The organism is Actinacidiphila oryziradicis, assembly GCF_005047355.1.
Lineage (GTDB): Bacteria > Actinomycetota > Actinomycetes > Streptomycetales > Streptomycetaceae > Actinacidiphila > Actinacidiphila oryziradicis.
On record NZ_SUMC01000022.1, the window covers coordinates 61,331 to 79,547 of the forward strand.

14 protein-coding genes are annotated in these 18,217 nt (G+C 69.9%); 1 reads left to right on the forward strand and 13 read right to left on the reverse strand.

The genetic code is table 11. The features are described 5' to 3' along the window. Positions 1-27: 27 nt before the first annotated feature. From FCI23_RS22710 to FCI23_RS22740, 7 genes are all read right to left on the reverse strand, one after another. The gene (locus tag FCI23_RS22710) at positions 28-807 is read right to left on the reverse strand and encodes an SDR family NAD(P)-dependent oxidoreductase (protein ID WP_246143912.1); all 780 of its coding nucleotides are present in this window, start codon (positions 805-807) and stop codon (positions 28-30) included. Beyond that, entirely contained in the window at positions 804-2,324 is a 1,521-nt protein-coding gene (locus FCI23_RS22715) for a sugar ABC transporter ATP-binding protein (RefSeq protein WP_136725778.1), read from the reverse strand. Before FCI23_RS22715 ends, FCI23_RS22710 begins: the two co-directional genes overlap by 4 nt. A 1-nt stretch (position 2,325) precedes the next feature. Continuing rightward, entirely contained in the window at positions 2,326-3,408 is a 1,083-nt protein-coding gene (locus FCI23_RS22720; protein ID WP_136725779.1) for a sugar ABC transporter substrate-binding protein, read from the reverse strand. A 27-nt stretch (positions 3,409-3,435) separates the two neighbouring features. Further along, complete coding sequence (locus tag FCI23_RS22725; protein WP_136725780.1) at positions 3,436-4,482, reverse strand: ABC transporter permease; 1,047 nt, start codon at positions 4,480-4,482, stop codon at positions 3,436-3,438. A 130-nt stretch (positions 4,483-4,612) separates the two neighbouring features. Next, positions 4,613-6,268, reverse strand: coding sequence for a solute symporter family protein (locus FCI23_RS22730; RefSeq protein WP_136725781.1), 1,656 nt, complete (start codon positions 6,266-6,268; stop codon positions 4,613-4,615). Continuing rightward, positions 6,265-6,726, reverse strand: coding sequence for a DUF485 domain-containing protein (locus FCI23_RS22735; protein ID WP_277031272.1), 462 nt, complete (start codon positions 6,724-6,726; stop codon positions 6,265-6,267). The genes FCI23_RS22730 and FCI23_RS22735 overlap by 4 nt, the downstream gene beginning before the upstream one ends. A 154-nt stretch (positions 6,727-6,880) precedes the next feature. Continuing rightward, positions 6,881-9,001, reverse strand: coding sequence for a DNA gyrase/topoisomerase IV subunit B (locus tag FCI23_RS22740; RefSeq protein ID WP_136725782.1), 2,121 nt, complete (start codon positions 8,999-9,001; stop codon positions 6,881-6,883). 419 nt (positions 9,002-9,420) lie between these two features. Between FCI23_RS22740 and FCI23_RS22745 the strand changes: the two genes are divergently transcribed. Continuing rightward, positions 9,421-9,645, forward strand: coding sequence for a DUF7455 domain-containing protein (locus FCI23_RS22745; RefSeq protein WP_136725783.1), 225 nt, complete (start codon positions 9,421-9,423; stop codon positions 9,643-9,645). Positions 9,646-9,746: 101 nt separating this feature from the next. Here the strand turns inward: FCI23_RS22745 and FCI23_RS22750 are convergent, their stop codons facing one another. The 6 genes from FCI23_RS22750 to FCI23_RS22775 form a co-directional block, all read right to left on the reverse strand. Further along, complete coding sequence (locus FCI23_RS22750) at positions 9,747-10,571, reverse strand: S1 family serine peptidase (protein WP_136725784.1); 825 nt, start codon at positions 10,569-10,571, stop codon at positions 9,747-9,749. Between the two features lie 161 nt (positions 10,572-10,732). Next, positions 10,733-12,286 (reverse strand): RNA polymerase sigma factor, encoded by a 1,554-nt coding sequence (locus FCI23_RS22755; RefSeq protein ID WP_265737763.1) that lies wholly within the window; start codon positions 12,284-12,286, stop codon positions 10,733-10,735. 272 nt (positions 12,287-12,558) lie between these two features. Then, positions 12,559-13,464, reverse strand: a complete 906-nt coding sequence (locus FCI23_RS22760; protein ID WP_136725786.1) for a FadR/GntR family transcriptional regulator — start codon at positions 13,462-13,464, stop codon at positions 12,559-12,561. Between the two features lie 165 nt (positions 13,465-13,629). Beyond that, complete coding sequence (locus FCI23_RS22765) at positions 13,630-15,207, reverse strand: ATP-binding cassette domain-containing protein (RefSeq protein WP_136725787.1); 1,578 nt, start codon at positions 15,205-15,207, stop codon at positions 13,630-13,632. Between the two features lie 43 nt (positions 15,208-15,250). Beyond that, positions 15,251-15,988, reverse strand: coding sequence for an NUDIX hydrolase (locus tag FCI23_RS22770; RefSeq protein WP_136725788.1), 738 nt, complete (start codon positions 15,986-15,988; stop codon positions 15,251-15,253). A 144-nt stretch (positions 15,989-16,132) separates the two neighbouring features. Beyond that, positions 16,133-18,130 carry an amylo-alpha-1,6-glucosidase gene (locus FCI23_RS22775; protein ID WP_136725789.1) on the reverse strand — a complete coding sequence of 666 codons (1,998 nt, stop codon included), beginning with the start codon at positions 18,128-18,130 and terminating at the stop codon, positions 16,133-16,135. Positions 18,131-18,217 lie beyond the last annotated feature (87 nt).

Here is an 18,217-nt window from a genome sequence, read left to right on the forward strand (position 1 = left end):
ACCGGGCGCTTCCTCGTCTCGGTGAGTTCATACGCTCATGCCGCCGTCGACCGCTACGGCGGCTCCAGTGGTGAAACTGGCCTCGTCGCTTGCCAGATGCAGCACCGTGCGCGCGATCTCCTCGGGCGTGGCATGCCGCCCGAGCGGAATCATCGCGTTGAAGGCCTTGGCCGCGTACTCAGGGGCCTGGCCGGTCGCGGCCGTCTCCATACGGCGCATGAACGGCGTGTCGGTGGGGCCGGGATGGATGGTGTTGACCCGGATGCCACGGGCGGCGGCCTCACGCGCGGCCACCCGCATCAACCCGACCTGGGCGTGCTTGGCCGCGGCGTAGGCGCTGATACCCGGGTCGGCGGTGAGCCCCGCCACGCTGGAGTTGATGATCACCGACGCGCCTGGACCCGGGAAGGTGTGTTTCAGTACCAGGAAGGCGCCGGTCACATGGACGTCCAGGACCTCGCGGAAGAGATCCTCCGGGTAGTCCTCGATCGCGGCGACGGCCCCGGTGATCCCGGCGTTGCTGAAAACGATGTCGAGCCGCCCGAAACGGGCCAGTCCCTCCTCAACGGCCCGGGCCACCTGTTCCCCGGCCGTGACATCGGCGGCCGACCCATGGCAGCGCTCGGCACCGACCGACTCGACCACCGCACGCAGCGCCGCCTTGTCGAGCCCCACCAGGTGTACCTGGGCCCCCTCTGCCGCGAAGAGCCGTGCGGTGGCGAGCCCGATGCCGCTCTCCCCGCCCGTGATCAGAGCGACCTTCCGGTCGAGGCGTCCCATCAGGTGATCTCCCTTGGTGTCCCTCACGTGCCTGTGGTGCCGGCGAAGCCGGCGTTCATAGCGACGCTCAGGCCGCGCTCCGTCAACTCCGGGCCCGACAGCTCCCGTACGATCCGCCCCCGTTGGAAGACCAGCACCCGGTCGCACAGCTCCACCAGCTCGGCCAGGTCGGTCGAGGCCACCAGCACTGCCTTCCCGGCCTCCTTCAGCTCCCGCACGATTCCGTGCATTTCGGCCCGCGCGCCAATGTCCACACCCCGGGTCGGGTCATCGAGGACGACCACCTGTGGATCGATGTCGAGCCATTTCGCGAAGACGACCTTCTGTTGGTTGCCACCGGACAGCGACCGAACGGGCGTCAGCGCGTGGCCGTGCAGCCGCAGGCGTTCGGCGTGCGCGGTGGCGCGGGCGATGTGCCGACCGCGGTGCAGCCAGAGCGGGCCCTCGCCGCGGGCGAGCCAGGAGACGGCCGAGGTGTTCTCCCAGACCGTACGGTCCAGCATCAGCCCGTAGCGTTTGCGATCGCTGGGGACGAAGGCCACCCCGGCCCTGACCGCCCGGCGCACGTCGCGCGGCGGAGGGTCGCCGCCAGGCAGGACCACGAGACCGGAGGTGGGCCGGGCGCGCCCGCACACCACTTCCAGAGCGGCAAGGTGCCCGGCACCCTGGAGCCCGGCGAAGCCGGTGATCTCTCCGGGAGCCGCCTCGAAGCTCACATCGTGCAGCCGTCGCCCGACGCTGACCTTGGTGAAGGCCAGCCGCCGTGCCGTGGGCGGTCCCTGCCCCGCACCAGGATCCGGTTTTCGCAACTCCCCGGGCGTGTCGCCGAGCATGGCCTCGACCAGCACGTCCAGCGGCACCTGGGCGACCGGGGTGCCGTCCATGACGTTCCGGCCGTCCCGCAGGACACTGATCCGGTCCGCGAGCTGCCGAACCTCTTCCAGGAAGTGGGAGATGTAGAGCACTGCCAGGCCTTGGCCCACCAGCCTGCGGACGACGGCGAAGAGCCGTTCGACGGCGTCGACGGGAAGCGCCGAGGTGGGCTCGTCGAGGACCAGGACGCGCGGGTGCTCCAGCAGTGCCCGGCTGATCTCGACCAGTTGCTGGTCGGCGAGGTCCAGGCGGCCGAGCGGGGCGCGCCAGGAGATGCCCGACAGCCCCAGCTCGCCAAGGACCGTACGGGCCTTCTCCCGGGCTCGGGCCGGGCTGGTCAGCCCTGCCCGGCGCGGCGGGCCGTACGGGAACAGGTTCTCGAGCACGGACAGGTCCGGGAAGAGGCTGAGCTCCTGGGCGACGACGGCGATGCCTACCTCGGCGGCCTTGCGCGCCCCGGCGAAGGGGACCGGCACGCCCTCCAGCTCCACGACGCCCGCGTCCGGCCGTTCGATGCCGAGCAACACCTTGACCAGGGTTGACTTGCCGGCGCCGTTCTCCCCGGCCAGGGCATGCACTTCACCGGCGGCCAGCGCGATACCCGCCCCGTCGAGGGCCAGGACGCCGCCGTAGGCCTTGGTCAGGCCGCGGGCGGCGAGTACGGGCGCCATATCAGCGCTCGTCCTTCAGCGGCTGGAGATGGTCCGACTGGTTGGCCAGCAGTTCGTCGATCTGCTTCTTGGACCAGTGGTAGGCGGCATCGGTGCTCTTCTGCCGCGCGATCACCTCGTCGACATTGCTCTTGTCGACGACGAGGCTCGGCATCCTGAACCAGCCCGTGGGCAGCCTCTTCCCGTTTTTGACGGCGTCGATGAGGACGGCGGTGGCGATGTAGCCCTTGAGAAAGTGCTCGGGGTCGACGGTGCAGAAGTTGGCACCGCTCTTGACGTACTCAAGGGTCTTGACATCCACATCCGCGGCGGCCACCAGATATGTCCCTTTCTCCCTCTCCTTGATCTTGCCGAGGTTGTAGCTGTCGGCGTCGCCGGCACCGAGGAAGGCGAGTGCCTTGGGGTTGGCGTGCACCTGGGAGAGCCAGGCCCCGTAGTTCTGGGCCGGGTCGCTGTATGTCTGGAAGGGGCCGAGCACCTTGATGCCGGGGGCCTTGGCCGCGAAGGTCTCCTTGATGCCCTTGGCGCGGCTGTCGAGTACGGGAGTGCCGGGATTGGGCACGCCGACCACGACCGTGCCGATCGGATTGGCCGGCAGTCGCTTCAGGGCCTCCTGCGCGAGTTGGGCGCCCATCTCGTAGTTGTCGTTGCCGACATAGAAGGTGACCTCGCTGCCGTCGAGCGGCGCGGTGTCCAGCGCGACAACGGGGATGCCCTGGCCCACCGCGGTCGCGGCGGGGCGTACGAAGATCGGCGGATCGAGGTTCTCCAGGACGATGCCGTCCTTCGCCCTGGTCGTCAGGTTCTGGAACAGCTGCGCCTCGGCCGGGCCGTCGGTGTTGGGCGGACCGACCGCCTTGAAGTCCACCCCGCCCGCGTGCTCGGCGGCGGATTGGGCCCCGTTCACCATCTCCGAGGCGAAATTGAGGGTGATGTTCGCGACGGCGATTCCCATGTGCAGGGTGCCGCCCTTGCCGTTGCCCGATGAATTGCCGGAGCAGGCGGCGAGCAGCACGGCAGGAGCGGCGGCGCCGGCGACCAGGACGGAGCGGCGGGTGGGATTGGAGCGGTGAGGGTGCGCCATCGGAGCCCTCCGGGCAGGGGATTCGGGTTATCGGGAGTTCGGGTCGTGCTGGCCGCGGATGCGGCGCAGCGCGCTGTCGGCAGCGACGGCGGTCAGGATCACCGATCCGGTCGCGAACGTCGTCCAGTTGATGGGTACGTTGAAGAACACCAGGGCGGAGGCGACGGCCGAGAGGATCAGTGCGCCGATCACCGCCCCGGGGACCGAGCCGCGGCCGCCCGCCAGCGGGGTGCCGCCGATGATGGCTGCGGCGATGGCGCTCAGTTCATAGCCCTGACCGATGGTCGGGTCGCCGGAGATGAAGAAGGCCAGCGCGAGCACCGACGCCAGGCCGGCCATCGACGCGGAAAGCGCCATCGCCTTGATCCGCGTCCATACGATCGGCAGGCCGGTGAAGAGCGCAGCGTCGGGGTTGGAGCCGACGGCCCGGACCTGCGCGCCGAACCTGGTGCGGGTGAGCAGCACGGCCAGACCGGCGGTCGCGGCGAGCAGCACCCACACGGCAACCGGCAGGCTGCCGGCGTCTGCTCCGACGATCCGGAAGAAGGCGTGCTGCTGCGGCATGCCACTGATCTGTTTACCGTCGGCGAGGGCGAGGCCGATGCCGCGGAAGAGCATGGCGGTGGCGAGGGTGACGATGAAGGTGGGCAACCCGACATAGGTGGCGACAATGGCGTTGCCCGCGCCGAGCGCGGCCGACAGCGCGAGCACGGCGGCGGCGGCCGCCCACGGCGACCAGCCGTCCCGGATACACACCGCGCCCACGGTGACCCCGAGCGCGTACACCCCGCCGACCGACAGGTCCACCTCGCGCATGGCCAGGGCGAAGACCATGCCGGCGGCCATCAGGCCGACGTAGGCGGCGTTGTGCGCGGTGCTGGTGAGATTGGAACGGGTGAGAAAGTCGGGGTGCGCGATCCCTACCGCCAGCACCAGCAGCACCAGGACGGCGGCCACGCCGGTCTCGTCCCGCAGCAACTGCCCTGCGCTCCAGTGACGCACCCCTGACCCGTCGGCCCGGGGACGCGGGACGAGGAGGCGCAGCCGGTCCCAGGAAGGCACTGGCGAAGGCATGGTCGGCGGCTCCTGACGGCTCGTACGCGCAGCGGCGGCCCGCACTGCGCGCTCAGGCCGTTTGCCGCCCAGCCTGGGACCTGCGCCGGGCGGTGGCAACGCAGCCGTTCCGCCTCACGGAACGGCCGCCTCACACCGCCCCGGCGCCGGTCAGCGCCCGCACCTCCGCTTCGGCGTGCCGGCCCTCGTCGGCGGGTACGGGCGAGAGCACGGTGCCTAGCCAGCCGGCCAGGAAGCCCATCGGGATGGAGACCAGGCCTGGGTTCTGGAGGGGAAAGACCTGGAAGTCGACACCGGGGACGACCGACCCGGGGCTGCCGGAGACAACGGGTGACAGGACGACCAGGAGGACGGAAGGGACCAGCCCGCCGTAGACCGCCCAGAGCGCCCCTCGCGTGGTGAACCGCCGCCAGAACAGGGTGTAGAGCAGCGCCGGGAGGTTGGCGGACGCGGCGACCGCGAAGGCCAGCCCGACCAGGAAGGCGACATTCTGGCCCTGGGCGAACAGGCTCAGTGTGATCGACAGCGCCCCGATCCCAATTGCGGCGATGCGCGCCACCTTCACTTCCTCGTGCTCCTCGCGCTCGCCGGGCTCGTTGTGTGCCTCGCGCTTCGCGTGCCGGCTGTTCTTGCCGTTTCTGGTGTTCCTACGGCTCCGGCGCAGGGTGGCGTACAGGTCGTGCGCGACCGACGCCGACGAGGCGAGCGTGATCCCGGCGACCACCGCCAGGATCGTGGCGAACGCGACGGCACCCACTACGGCGAACAAAACCGTTCCTTCGGTGGAACCGGCGCCACCGCCCAGGTTCAGGGCGAGTAGCGGCACCGCCGTGTTCCCGGCCCTGTTCGACGCCCGTACCGCGTCCGAGCCCACCAGCGCCGCCGCACCGAAACCCAGGGTGATCGTCATCAGGTAGAACGAACCGATCAGCCCGATCGCCCACACGACCGACCGACGCGCCGAACGCGCCGTCGGCACCGTGTAGAAGCGGGACAGGATGTGCGGCAGTCCCGCCGTTCCCAGTACCAAAGCGAGCCCGAGGCTCATGAAGTCCAGCCGCGAGGTCCAGTCGACGCCGTATTGCAGGCCCGGCGCCAGAAACGCCTTCCCTTGTCCGCTGCCGTCCGCCGCCGAGCGCAGCAGCCCGCCCAGATCACCGTGGAACCGGACCACGAGCAGCACGACAAGCGCGATCGAACCACCCATCAGCAGCACGGCCTTCACGATCTGGATCCACGTCGTCGCCCGCATCCCGCCGAACACCACGTAGAAGACCATCAGGCCGCCCACGCCGATCACCGTCCAGGTGCGGGCCGCCGCGCTCTGCCCGCCGAGCAGCAACGACACCAGGCTCCCGGCGCCGACCATCTGCGCCACCAGATAGATCACCGACACCACCACCGAGGACGCGCCCGCGGCGATCCGTACCCGGCGCTCCCTCATACGGGCGGAGAGCACATCGGCGAGGGTGAAGCGGCCTACGTTGCGCACCAGCTCGGCAACGAGCATAAGGACGACCAGAAAACCCACCAGGAATCCGACGCAATACAGCATCCCGTCGTATCCGACCATTGCGATCAGGCCCGAAACACCAAGGAAGGAGCCCGCCGAGATGTAGTCCCCGGCGATCGCGAAACCGTTCTCCATGGGTGAGAAGAGCCTGCCGCCCGCGAAGAACTCGACAGACGAACTCCGCCGCCGCCCGGCCCAGGCCGTGATCCCCAGGGTGACCGACACGAAACTCGTGAACAGGACCAGCGCCAGTCCCTGGTGGTCCCCGCTCATCGGACACGCTCCTGGCCCGTGCGAGTGGCCAGGGACCAGCGCAGATCGAGCGCGGCCCGGTCCCTGCGCAACCGCGCGTGCCGCGCGTACGCCCAAGCCAGCAGAAACGTTGTGGCAAACTGCGCGAGCCCCGCCGTCATCGCCACATTCAGCTCGCCCGCCACCCGACGCGCCATCAGCCCCGGTGCTGTCATCGCCAGCACGACATAGAGCAGATACCAGAGAAGAAACCCGGCCGTCGCGGGAAAAGCGAATCCGCGGTACCGGCCCCGCACTTCCTGGAAGGCCGCGCTGCGCTGTACCTCCAGGTAAACCGCCGAGCGGCCGTCGCCGGTGCGCTCGGCCTGCTCCCCCGTGGGCGGTACCGGGGCCGGCTCCCACTGCGCCGCCGCCAGGACGTCATACCAGGGGTCGTCCATCCGGAGCGCTCCCGGCTCGCCGCCGCCGTGCTCTTTCACCCGTAACTCTCCTCGCTCCACGGCCTGGCTGGCCGTGTGCCCAGCATGGACAGAACGGGAAGATCCGGGACCATCAAGCAGAAACCTTCACTCCATCAGGTGACGACCTCCCGGAATACGCAGCGACGGAGCACCCAACAGACTTCACCTCGCGTCAGGCGTCGATCCGCGAACGGTCCAGGGTCGCCGCCGAGTTGCTGATGAACTCCTTGCGCGGTGCCACCTCGTTGCCCATCAGCAGGTCGAAGGCCTGCTCAGCGGCCTCCAACTGGCTGATGTTGATGCGGCGCAGTGTGCGGTGGCGCGGATCCATAGTGGTCTCAGCGAGCTGATCGGCGTCCATCTCGCCAAGGCCCTTATAGCGCTGGATGCTGTCCTTGTAACGCACATTTTTGCGTTGCAGATCCATCAGCGTCTGCCGCAGCTCGCCGTCCGAGTAGGTGTAGATGTACTTGTCCTGCCCCTTCCGGGGGTTGGACAATTCGATCCGGTGCAGCGGCGGTACTGCTGAGAAGACCCGTCCCTGCTCCACCATCGGACGCATATACCGCTGGAACAGGGTGAGCAGAAGGCATCGGATATGAGCGCCGTCCACATCAGCATCCGCAAGGAAGATGACCTTCCCGTACCGAGCCTGATCGATATCGAAAGTCCGGCCCGACCCTGCTCCTATGACCTGGATGATCGCGCCGCACTCGGCATTCTTCAGCATGTCGGACACTGACGACTTCTGGACATTCAGGATCTTGCCACGGATCGGCAGCAGCGCCTGGAACTCGGAATTCCGTGCGAGCTTCGCCGTGCCGAGCGCCGAGTCGCCCTCGACAATGAAGAGTTCGCTGCGGTCCACGTCATCACTGCGGCAGTCCGCGAGCTTCGCCGGCAGGGACGATGACTCCAGCGCGGTCTTCCGGCGTTGGGCGTCCTTGTGCTGACGCGCCGCGATGCGGGTGCGCGCCGCCGCGACGGCCTTCTCGAGGACCGCCCGGGCCTGCTGCTTGTCGTCGCGCTTGGTTGACGTCAGGAAGGCCTTGAGCTCCTTGGAGACGACATTGGCGACGATCCGGTTGGCAGCGGAGGTGCCGAGCACCTCCTTCGTCTGCCCCTCGAACTGCGGCTCGGCCAGGCGCACCGTCACAACCGCGGTGAGGCCCTCCAGAGCATCGTCCTTGACGATGTCGTCCTCCGCCACGCGCAGCAGCTTGGCGGCCCGCAGGGCCTCGTTGACGGTCTTGGCGATCGCACCCTCGAAGCCACGGACGTGGGTGCCGCCCTTGGGGGTGGCGATGATGTTGACGAACGACCGCAGGATGGTGTCATAGCCGGTGCCCCAGCGCAGGGCGATGTCGACGCCGAGTTCGCGGGTGACCTCGGTGGCGGTCATGTGGCCGCGGTCGTCGAGGACAGGGACGGTCTCTTTGAAGGTGCCGGTGCCCGTCAGCCGGAGGATGTCGCAGATCGGCTTGTCCTGGGCGAGGTAGTCGCAGAACTCGCTGATGCCGCCGTCGAAGTGGAAGGTCTCCTCGGACGGCCCCTCGCTCTCGATGCCGCGACTGTCCCGTACGACGATGGTGAGCCCGGGCACGAGGAAGGCGGTCTGGCGGGCGCGCTGGTAGAGCGTCTCCAGGGTGAGCTTGGCGTCCTTGAGGAAGATCTGGCGGTCGGCCCAGTACCGTACGCGGGTGCCGGTACGGGTCCTGGCAACCTTCTTGGTCTTGCGAAGGCCGCTGGCGGGCTCGAAAGCACCCTCGGGGCCGGGACCGGCGAAGGTTCCGGGGACGCCGCGGCGGAAACTGATGGCATGGGTGTGGCCGCTGCGGTCGACCTCGACGTCGAGACGGGCGGAGAGGGCGTTGACCACCGAGGCGCCGACGCCGTGGAGGCCGCCGGAAGCCGCGTAGGAGCCGCCGCCGAACTTGCCGCCGGCGTGGAGCTTGGTCATCACGACCTCGACGCCGGAGAGGCCGGTCTTGGGCTCGACATCCACCGGGATGCCGCGGCCGTTGTCGCGGACCTCGACCGAGCCGTCCTCGTGGAGGATGACCTCGATGTAGTTGCCGTGTCCGCCGAGGGCCTCGTCGACAGAGTTGTCGATGATCTCCCAGACGCAGTGCAAAAGGCCGCGGCTGTCGGTGGAGCCGATGTACATGCCAGGGCGCTTACGGACTGCTTCGAGGCCCTCGAGGACGAGCAGGTGCCGCGCAGTGTAGTTGGAGCCGTCGCGATCCGCACCGGTCAGCAGCGCAGTGGACGGCACAGATGTTTCGGCGGTCACGCGGACGTCTCCTCGATGAAGTTCTTCAGCCGTATCGGTGAGAGGGTACCGAGGCTCGGCGGGGCGGTTGCGCCGCGACCCGGTTTCGGGACTCCATTCTAGCCTCCACTCGATCAAGCGTTCGATCCCTCGTTCGAGTGATACACATGTCACGTTCCCAATCACGCATGAACCATTTAGGCTCCGGGCACGTCCTCTTCAACAACCGGCAAGCCAGCCGGAGGGGACCGAACCGGACAGAGCGACCCAAAAGCGACAAGCAACGACAACTAGAGCGCCAGAGGCTTATTCGCCGCCAATCGGTATCATTCGACCCTCTCGAAGTGAGTTTTCGAGAAAAAGCCACGAGCGGGAACGTTTTCGGCCTGGTTGGATGTTGACCCTGGTACGACAGCTCGTCGAGCTAGAGAAGAGGCGACGTGACTACTGTTCTGACCCCCGCGAGCCCGCTGACCGCTGCGGACCGCTGCGACCGTTGCGGCGCCCAGGCATATCTGCGCGTCGTCCTGATCAGCGGCGGCGAACTGCTCTTCTGCGCCCACCATGGGCGTAAGTTCGAGCCCGAACTGAAGAAGATCGCTGCGGAAATACAGGACGAGACCGGACGGCTGACCGATACCCCGACGATGGCGGTCGAGGACTAGCGCTGACGCATCGCATCTCCGACCAGCTCGGGTCGGCGGGCGGCACTCCCCCGTGGGAGGTGCCGCCCGTTGGCCTGTCCGGACGCCTCAAGGAGTGACGGTCAGGAGTGCTGGCCGATCAGTGCTGCCACCGCCGAGATCCGGGTGTAGACACCAGGGCGGCCTGCTTCGGCGCACCCGGCACCCCAGGAGACGATCCCGATCAGCCTTCCCCCCGCCACCAGCGGCCCACCGCTGTCCCCCTGGCAGGCATCGCGCCCACCGACGGTCTCGCCGGCGCAGAGCATGTCCGAGCGCTGGTATTTGCCGTCCGCACTGCCGGGGTAGGCGCTCTCGCAGACCTCGTCGGACAGAATGGTCACCGATGCGGACCGCAGAACGGACGAGTAGCTCCCGTATCCCGTGGTGTCCCCCCAGCCGTACACCCGGGCCACCGCACCCGGGCGATAGCCGTTCGTGTCACGGGGGCCCGCCATGACGATCCCCGCGCCCCGTGCGAGAGGCCTGTCAAGTGTGACAACCGCCACATCCCCGCCATTGGTCAGGGGGTTGTACGCCGGATTGGCCCAAACCGAACGAATCGGGATCTCCGCTCCCACCCCTCCGCGCAGGTCGGTACGGCCGGTAATCACCCGCAGGTCGGGCACGTCCCGCCAGTCAGCGCCCAGCGCCTGTCGGCCCAGGCAGTGCGCAGCGGTGACCACAGTGGTGGGGCTGATGGCCGTGCCACCGCAGAACTGCCCGGAACGCGCTTCGCCGAACCGGTCGCGGCTGGCCAGCGCGACCAGCCAGGGGACCTGTGCCACGTCGGCGGGAGTGCCTCCCACGACGACACGGTCGGCGGTGGCCGGGGCCGCGAACGGCACCGTCAACGCGGACAGCAGCAGCGCCAGCGCGACCGGCAGCGCGCGGAGTGAGGAAATCATGCACTCTCCCTCTCCTGACCCTCCGAAATCCCCTGGGTACCCAGCGTGATCCATCGCGGCCAGGTGCGCATCCCGAGAGCTCAGCAGAAGTGGACGGGCCCGCGACCACCGGTGGCGGTCACGGGCCCGTAGAGCACTCGGAGGGCTTGCTCAGTCCAGGCTCAGTCCAGGTAGTCCCGGAGGACCTGCGAGCGGGACGGGTGGCGCAGCTTGGACATGGTCTTGGACTCGATCTGCCGGATCCGCTCACGGGTGACCCCGTAGACCTTGCCGATCTCATCCAGTGTCTTCGGCTGGCCGTCGGTGAGACCGAAGCGCATGGAGACCACGCCCGCCTCACGCTCGGAGAGCGTGTCGAGCACAGAGTGCAGCTGTTCCTGCAGAAGGGTGAAGCTGACGGCGTCGGCGGGAACCACGGCCTCGGAGTCCTCGATGAGGTCACCGAACTCGCTGTCGCCGTCCTCGCCGAGGGGGGTGTGCAGGGAAATGGGCTCACGGCCGTACTTCTGGACCTCGATGACCTTCTCGGGGGTCATGTCGAGTTCCTTGGCCAGCTCCTCCGGGGTGGGCTCGCGGCCCAGGTCCTGGAGCATCTGACGCTGGACACGCGCGAGCTTGTTGATGACCTCGACCATATGCACCGGGATACGGATGGTGCGGGCCTGGTCGGCCATGGCTCGGGTGATCGCCTGGCGGATCCACCAGGTCGCGTACGTGGAGAACTTGAAGCCCTTGGTGTAGTCGAACTTCTCGACCGCACGGATGAGGCCCAAGTTGCCCTCCTGGATGAGGTCCAGGAAGAGCATCCCGCGGCCGGTGTAACGCTTGGCGAGGGAGACCACGAGGCGGAGGTTGGCCTCCAACAGGTGGTTCTTGGCCCAGCGGCCGTCCTCGGCGATGATCTCCAGCTCGCGCTTGAGCTTGGGCGCGAGCTTGTCGGCGGCGGCGAGCTTGTCCTCCGCGAAGAGGCCGGCCTCGATCCGCTTGGCGAGTTCGACCTCCTGCTCGGCGTTGAGGAGCGGGACCTTGCCGATCTGCTTGAGATAGTCCTTGACGGGGTCGGCGGTCGCACCTGCCGCGGCTACCTGCTGGGCAGGAGCGTCGTCCTCGTCATCGTCGGAGAGGACAAAGCTCTCCGCCTCGGGCTGGTCGGGGCCTTCCTCACCCTTCCCGGGTGCGGCGTCATCGGCAAGCTCTTCGCCCTCGACGACTTCGTCGTCCTTCTTCGCCTTGGCGGTGGTTTTCTTGGCGACCGCCTTCTTGGCGACGGTTTTCTTGGCGACCGCCTTCTTGGCGACGGTCTTCTCGGGTGCCGCGGCTTCGCCGGCCGCGCCTACCACCCCTTCGGCCGCGACAGCTGTCACGGGGGCCACGGCAGTCTTGGCCGCGACGGTCTTTTTGACCGGGGCAGCCTTCGTGGCAACGGTCTTGGTGGCAGTACGTTTCGCCGGGCTCTTGGCTGCGACGCTCTTACGGGTGCGCTTCGGCGCCTCAGCGGCACTAACCATCAGCGTCACACCCTCCTCGTCGAGGACCTGGTTGAGGCTGCGCAGAACGTTCTTCCACTGGGTTGCCGGAATCTGGTCCGCTTCGAAGGCGCGGCGCACATCGTCGCCGGCGATCTGCCCCTGAGCCTTACCCCGCTCGATGAGCGCCATCAGAGACTCGGACTCTGCGATCTCGGGCGGGAGCGTACGGGATGTGCTGGCCGACACGAACAACCTCTCGGAACGATGGGAACGACTCGGGTGGAACCGCACAGGAACACAGCGTCATGTGGGTCGCGGGTATTCCGTCTGCGGCTGCCACCTCTTACCTCATCGCGCTGCTCGGCAGAGCGTTACGCCCGATCCGCGTGGCCCGAGTCACACCCCGGATCATTGCCAACCGTCTGATAGCGGGGCAGGTACCCGCAAACACCCTGGGCGGTTCGTGGGCAGTTCCGCCGCCGGCCCGGGGCGGGGCCGGCGGCGGCCGTGCCGCACGGTCAGTGCTCGCGTGGGGCGGGCACCACATGGCCGGGATCTCCGGGGCTCCCGGCGTCGGGGTGGACGGCGAGCAGCTGACGCATGGCAGTCTCGGCGGCTGCGCCGTCTCCGGCCGCGAGGGCTTCGACAACGCGGCAGTGGAGAGCCACCGAGTGGTCGCCGGGGCGCTCACAGGCGGTGACGGGGCCACCGGAGACCTGGAGGGCGGCGGAGACGATGCCCGAAAGGTGCTCGAGCATGCGGTTGCCGGCGAGCTGCAGGAGCAGGGCGTGGAACTCCGCGTCCGCGCGGGCGAAGGTGAGGGAGTCTCCCTGGGTGGCGGCGTGGCTCATGATCTCGGTCATGTCGGCGAGGCGCTGCTGGATCTCCTCGCGGACGTGACCGGCGGCGAGACGTGCAGCGAGCGGCTCGATGGTCCAGCGGAGCTCGAACAGCTCGCGGCGCTGGTCGTCGCGCTGCGGGCCGAAGGCCCGCCACTCGATGATGTCGGGATCGAGCAGATTCCAGTCGCTGACCGGGCGGACCCGGGTGCCGACGTTGGGGCGAGCACTGACCAGGCCCTTGGCTTCGAGCACGCGGAGGGATTCCCGTACGACCGTGCGGGAGACCTCGAAGCGCTGGCCGATCTCCTCGGGGACGAGCGGGCGGTCGGCGCCGAGATCGCCGGACACGATCATCTGGCCGAGCTGCTGGACGAGTTGGCCGTGCAGTCCACGGCCCCGGCTGCCACCGGCACGGCGGCCGACGCGGGCCAGGTCGGATTCGACGCCGTCCCAGGAGGATCCGCCGGGACGGTCGGTGGCGGGGGCATCGGCGTAGGGGTAGCGGTCGAGCTCGCCCGGGCCGACGATGCCCGTGTCGGCGGAGCGAGCGGCGGTCATCATGGTGTGCGCAAGGGTACTCACGCATCCTTTGTCGGCGATGGCGCCCGACGCCTTGAGGGCTTTGCTGAAAAGCACACGAAAGGGTGAGCGCTCATCACCTGATAATTGACGCTTTATCGGAGGGAAATGGGACTTCTTGCAGGACCCACAAATGGTTCGGTTTATCTGACCGGTAGTTGACGGTCGTCAGCCGTCACGCCTGCGCAAAACCATTGCCAGATACGCGCACAGGAGGGCTGCGAGCGACAACGCCAGGGACTGGCGGACCGGTTCGTCCGCCGGATGCGCGGAACCGAGCGCCGGAGCCACCAGCAGGGGCACGGCGAGTACGGCCGCCATACCGAGGGCGGTGGTGCGGAACACGGCGGCGGCCAGCAGCCCGGCCCAGGCGCAGCCGACCGCCAGCGCGGCCCAACCAGCGGCCTGGGCGGCCGTGTCGGCGGCCGGGGGGAGAGGGTGGGGTCCCTGGGCGAAGAGGTAGATCGCGGCTCCGAGAGCGGCGGCTGTGGCCGCCAGCAGGAGGGCGGCTGCGGCGCTCACGGTGAGTTTGGCGGTGAGCAGGCGAAGTTGGCGGCGGGCCGGGGTGCGGGTGGGGGTGAGTGCGGGATAGCGGAATTCCTGTCCGTAGGCGAGTGCCCCGAGGAGTCCCGCTCCCAGTGCGGCGGGAGGCAGGGGCAGTAGGTGCGGCCAGCCGGTGACGAGTCGCAGCGGCGCGTGGTGCCCGGCATGGAGCAGCGCCAGGGTGCAGACGACGGAGGCGAGCAGCGATGCGGTGGCGATGAGCCAGGGGGTGCGTACGCCGCTGAATCTGCGGAGTTCGTAGCGGAACGGCCGGGCCGGACCGGCCGGGGGGACGGCGTCGCGGGCCGGGTGCTGGCGGCCGTCGGCCCGGGCCAGCGGGGCGGTGGGACCGGTGTCGGCGGTTTCCTCGGCCAGGCGGTGGAGCAGAATGCCGTTGCGGTAGGCGGTTTCGCCGATGCGGGCGGAGGTGGTGCCGTAGACGGCGATGCGGTTGCCGCTGCTGGTCGCGACCTCGGCGCCGTCGTCGGCGAGCAGGGCGGCGAGGCGCTGGGCGTGCGGGGACTGTACGGCGACGTACGGGCGGAGCCGGGTGCGGGCGAATTCGTCTGCGGGCTGGTCGGCGGTGATCCGGCCGTGGTCGAGGGTAACGATGCGGTCGGCGAGGCGGGTCATCGCCTGCGGGTCGGTGCCGGTGACGACGACGGTGCCGCCCCGCGCGGCGTAGGACTTGAGCAGTCCGTGCAGCCAGGCCGTGTCGCGCGGGGAGAGGTCGCGGGCGGGGTCGTCGAGCAGGAGAGCGCGTGGCTCGCCGAGGAGGGCGGTGGCAAGGCCGAGCCGGCGGTCCATGCCGAGCGAGAGGGCGCCGAGGCGGTGGTCGGCAACACCGGTGAGGCCGACGGCTTCGAGCGCCTGTTCAGCCCGGACGGCCGGAACTCCGGTGGCGGCGGCGAGCATACGGAGATGGCTGCGGGCGGTGCGGCCGGGATGGCCGGGTACGTCACCGAGGAGTGCGCCGGCCTGGCGGGCCGGGTGGGGGTGGCGGTGCAGGGGGCTACCGTCGAAGAGGGTGACGCCGCGGCCCGGTTCGAGTTCGAGCATGAGGCGCAAAAGCGTGGTGGTGGCCGGTGCACTGTCGCCGAGCAGGCCGGTGACCTGCCCGGGGCGGGCTTCGAAGGTGGCGTCGTCGACGAGGGGCGGTAGATCGCCGCGGGGCGTGCTGGTCAGTCCGATGGCCTGGATCACCCTCGCACGATAACGCCCAGAATGCCGTAAATAGGGCTTCTGGTTAGATTTCTGGCCGCAGCATGGGCGGATTGAGCAGTGCCGCGCCGCCGGCCCGGAACAGCTGGGCGGGGCGGCCGCCCTGACGGGTCGTGGTGCCGCCGGTGGGGACGAGGAAGCCGGGGGTGCCGGTCACCTTGCGGTGGAAGTTGCGGGGGTCCAGGGCGACGCCCCAGACGGCTTCGTAGACCCGGCGCAGCTCGCCGACGGTGAATTCGGGCGGACAGAAGGCGGTGGCGAGTGAGGAGTACTCGATCTTGGATCTGGCGCGTTCGACACCGTCGGCGAGGATGCGGTCGTGGTCGAAGGCGAGTGAGCTGCCGTCGCCGGGGCCGCGCTCGGGCCCGCCGTCGTGGAGGAGCTCACCGACCGGGGCCCAGCGGGCGCTGCGGGCGTCGCCGCCGGCCCGGGGGGCGGGCAGGTCGGGGGCGAGGACGAGGTGCGCGACGCTGACGACCCGCATCCGCGGATCGCGGTGCGGGTCGCCGTAGGTGGCCAGCTGTTCCAGATGGGCGCCGTTCTGGGCATGCAGCCCGGTCTCCTCGGCGAGTTCCCTGGCCGCCGCCTGGGTCAGATCCTCGTCAGCGCGGACAAAACCGCCGGGCAGCGCCCACCGGCCCTGATAGGGCGGCTCGCCGCGGCGCACGGCGAGCGCGCACAGGGCGTGGTGCCGCACCGTGAGCACAACCAGGTCGACGGTGACGGCGAAGGGCGGGAAGGCCGACGGGTCGTAGGGCGACATGACGCGATCTTAGAGGGCCCGGCGACAGGTGGGGTGGGTGAAATGTGGGGGCACCTACCAGCGGTAGCTGCGGGAGGAGCCGCGGCGACCGTCGACAGCCGGGGAGGCAGACCGGCCGTGCGGCGGCCGGACACGGCCCGGGGGTCACGCGCCGAGCTGCAGGCCGGGAGCTGCTTCCTCGATCATGGCCATCCCGAGTCTGGTGATGCGTACGGAGAACGGCTCCTCGGCGACGCGCAGCCCGGTGAACTGCACCGCCCCCATGGGCGCGCTGGTCATCGGACGGGCGACGACCATGCGTTCGGGGGCGTCCGGGCGCACTCCGGCGAGCGCTGCCAGCAGATGGACCGCGCCGGCGGCGGCCACAGCGGCCGGCCGGCCGGCGGTGGGGTGCGGGGCGGGGGTGCGGTCGGCGCCACGCTGCTCACCGGCGTACATCTCGGGAAGCCGGTAGCCGAAGGCCTCGGCGGCGTCCAGTACGCCGTGCATCAGTGCCGAGGCCACCTTCTCGTATCCGGCGGCGGCCAGGCCGGATACGGCGAGCGCGGTCTCGTGGACGCGCACGGTGCCGCCGCGGTGACCGAAGGGGTTGTGGCCGGGGGCCCTGGTGGAAAGGGTGCGCAGGCCCCAGCCGGAATCGAGGTCCGGGGCGCCCAGCAGCCGGGCGAGCTGCTCGGTCTGCGCCTTGTCGAGCAGCCCGGCGGCGAGATGGCCGCCGCCGAGCAGGCCGGTGTCCAGCAGGTGCGCGGCGGCGGAGCCGAGGTGCGGCAGGGGTCTGCGCCCGGGGCCGAGGGCAGCTGCGGGGCGGCCGCCCCAGCGGTCCTCGAGCCAGAAGTCCGCTGTGAAGCGCCGCCGCAGCTCCGCCGCGCGCTCCCGCCAGCCGTCGGCGCCCGGGCGGCCGTAGGCGTCGAGGAGCTCGGCACCGTGCAGCGCGGCACGATGGGCGTGGGCCTGTACTTCGCAGCGTGGGGGTCCGCCGGGGGCCGGATCAGGCAAATACCCGTCATCGGCAGCGATGACGGTCGCGTACAGCCAGTGCAGGCAGCGCTCGGCGGCGGGGAGCAGCGGCTCCGCTTCCCGCTCGGGCAGGCCCCACAGGCGGGCTTCGGCCAGCACAGTGACGAACAGCAGGGTGGCTTCAACCCCGGAGCAGGTGGGCGGGAGGTGGGGTCCCGCGTGCCGCAGGAGCCCTGGGATACGGCCGGTGCCCGGATCCTGGCGGCGGGCGAGCGTGCGAAGCGTGCCGGCGGCGAGCCGGGTGCCGAGCGGCAGCAGCATGCGGGCGGCCCACAGGGCGTCGGCGGGTGCGAGGCCGAGGCGCCACGGGACGCCCGCCGCGACGTGAACGTCCGACGGCCGGCCCGGGTCGCACAGCAGCAGTGAGCGCAGGTCGTCGAGACTGGTGCGCAGCAGGGTCCCGACCCTTGCGTCATCGCAGACGATCTCGGCAGTGGACCAGGGCACCGGGGCGTGCTCGGGACGCTGGCCCGGGATCCTGGTCACCGCCTTCTGCCCTGTGGCCTCCAGCCCGACGCTGAGTTCGATGGTGCGGCTGGCTCCGGGCGGTACCACCAGCTCCCACCGCAGCACGCCGGCTGAGGCGATGGCGCTGTCCGGCGCGGGGCTGGCGGTGACCCGCGCGCAGGCCTCGGCACCGGACCAGCGCAGCCCGGAGTCACAGACACCGGCCGGCAGATCGGGCCCGGGCCGTCCGGCGGCGACGGCGGTCAGCTCGGCGAGATCTGTGCCCAGGGCCAACTCGACCGGAATCCGCACCCCCCGGGGGCCGGTGTTGCGCAGCGTGATCCGTTCCGTGCCCACTGCGGAACGCAGCCGTTCAACGGTGACGGCCGGGTCGGGGCCGAGGTCGGCGGCGGTGCGCGCCACGGCGACAAAGCGAGCCCGGCCGGCGCTGAGGAGCCCACCCTGTACGGGGATGGGGGCGGCCCCCGCGAGTCTCAGTTGACAGCGGGCCAGCACCCGTCGGCCATCCTGGTAGAAACCGTCCAGGCCACGGCCGAGCAGCTGCCCGTGACTGTCCGAGACCGCTAGGGCCGGGGCCGCCACACAGATCACCGCTTCGTGCACCGGCTGCGGACCCGGGACGGGCCGGGGCGGCGGGGTGGTCGGCTGCGGACTCATGCCAGGTGAACGCCCACACGGGCGCCCGGGTCACGGGCCGGTCGGCGTCCCGCCGCCCGGCGCACTAGCGTTTGCCGGGGAATTCAC

Coding starts and splice junctions, on each gene's coding strand:
- FCI23_RS22715 (WP_136725778.1), bottom strand. CDS start 2,324: ATGGCGCCCGTACTCGCCGCCCGCGGCCTGACCAAGGCCTACGGCGGC.
- FCI23_RS22720 (WP_136725779.1), bottom strand. CDS start 3,408: ATGGCGCACCCTCACCGCTCCAATCCCACCCGCCGCTCCGTCCTGGTC.
- FCI23_RS22725 (WP_136725780.1), bottom strand. CDS start 4,482: ATGCCTTCGCCAGTGCCTTCCTGGGACCGGCTGCGCCTCCTCGTCCCG.
- FCI23_RS22730 (WP_136725781.1), bottom strand. CDS start 6,268: ATGAGCGGGGACCACCAGGGACTGGCGCTGGTCCTGTTCACGAGTTTC.
- FCI23_RS22750 (WP_136725784.1), bottom strand. CDS start 10,571: ATGATTTCCTCACTCCGCGCGCTGCCGGTCGCGCTGGCGCTGCTGCTG.
- FCI23_RS22770 (WP_136725788.1), bottom strand. CDS start 15,988: ATGTCGCCCTACGACCCGTCGGCCTTCCCGCCCTTCGCCGTCACCGTC.
- FCI23_RS22775 (WP_136725789.1), bottom strand. CDS start 18,130: ATGAGTCCGCAGCCGACCACCCCGCCGCCCCGGCCCGTCCCGGGTCCG.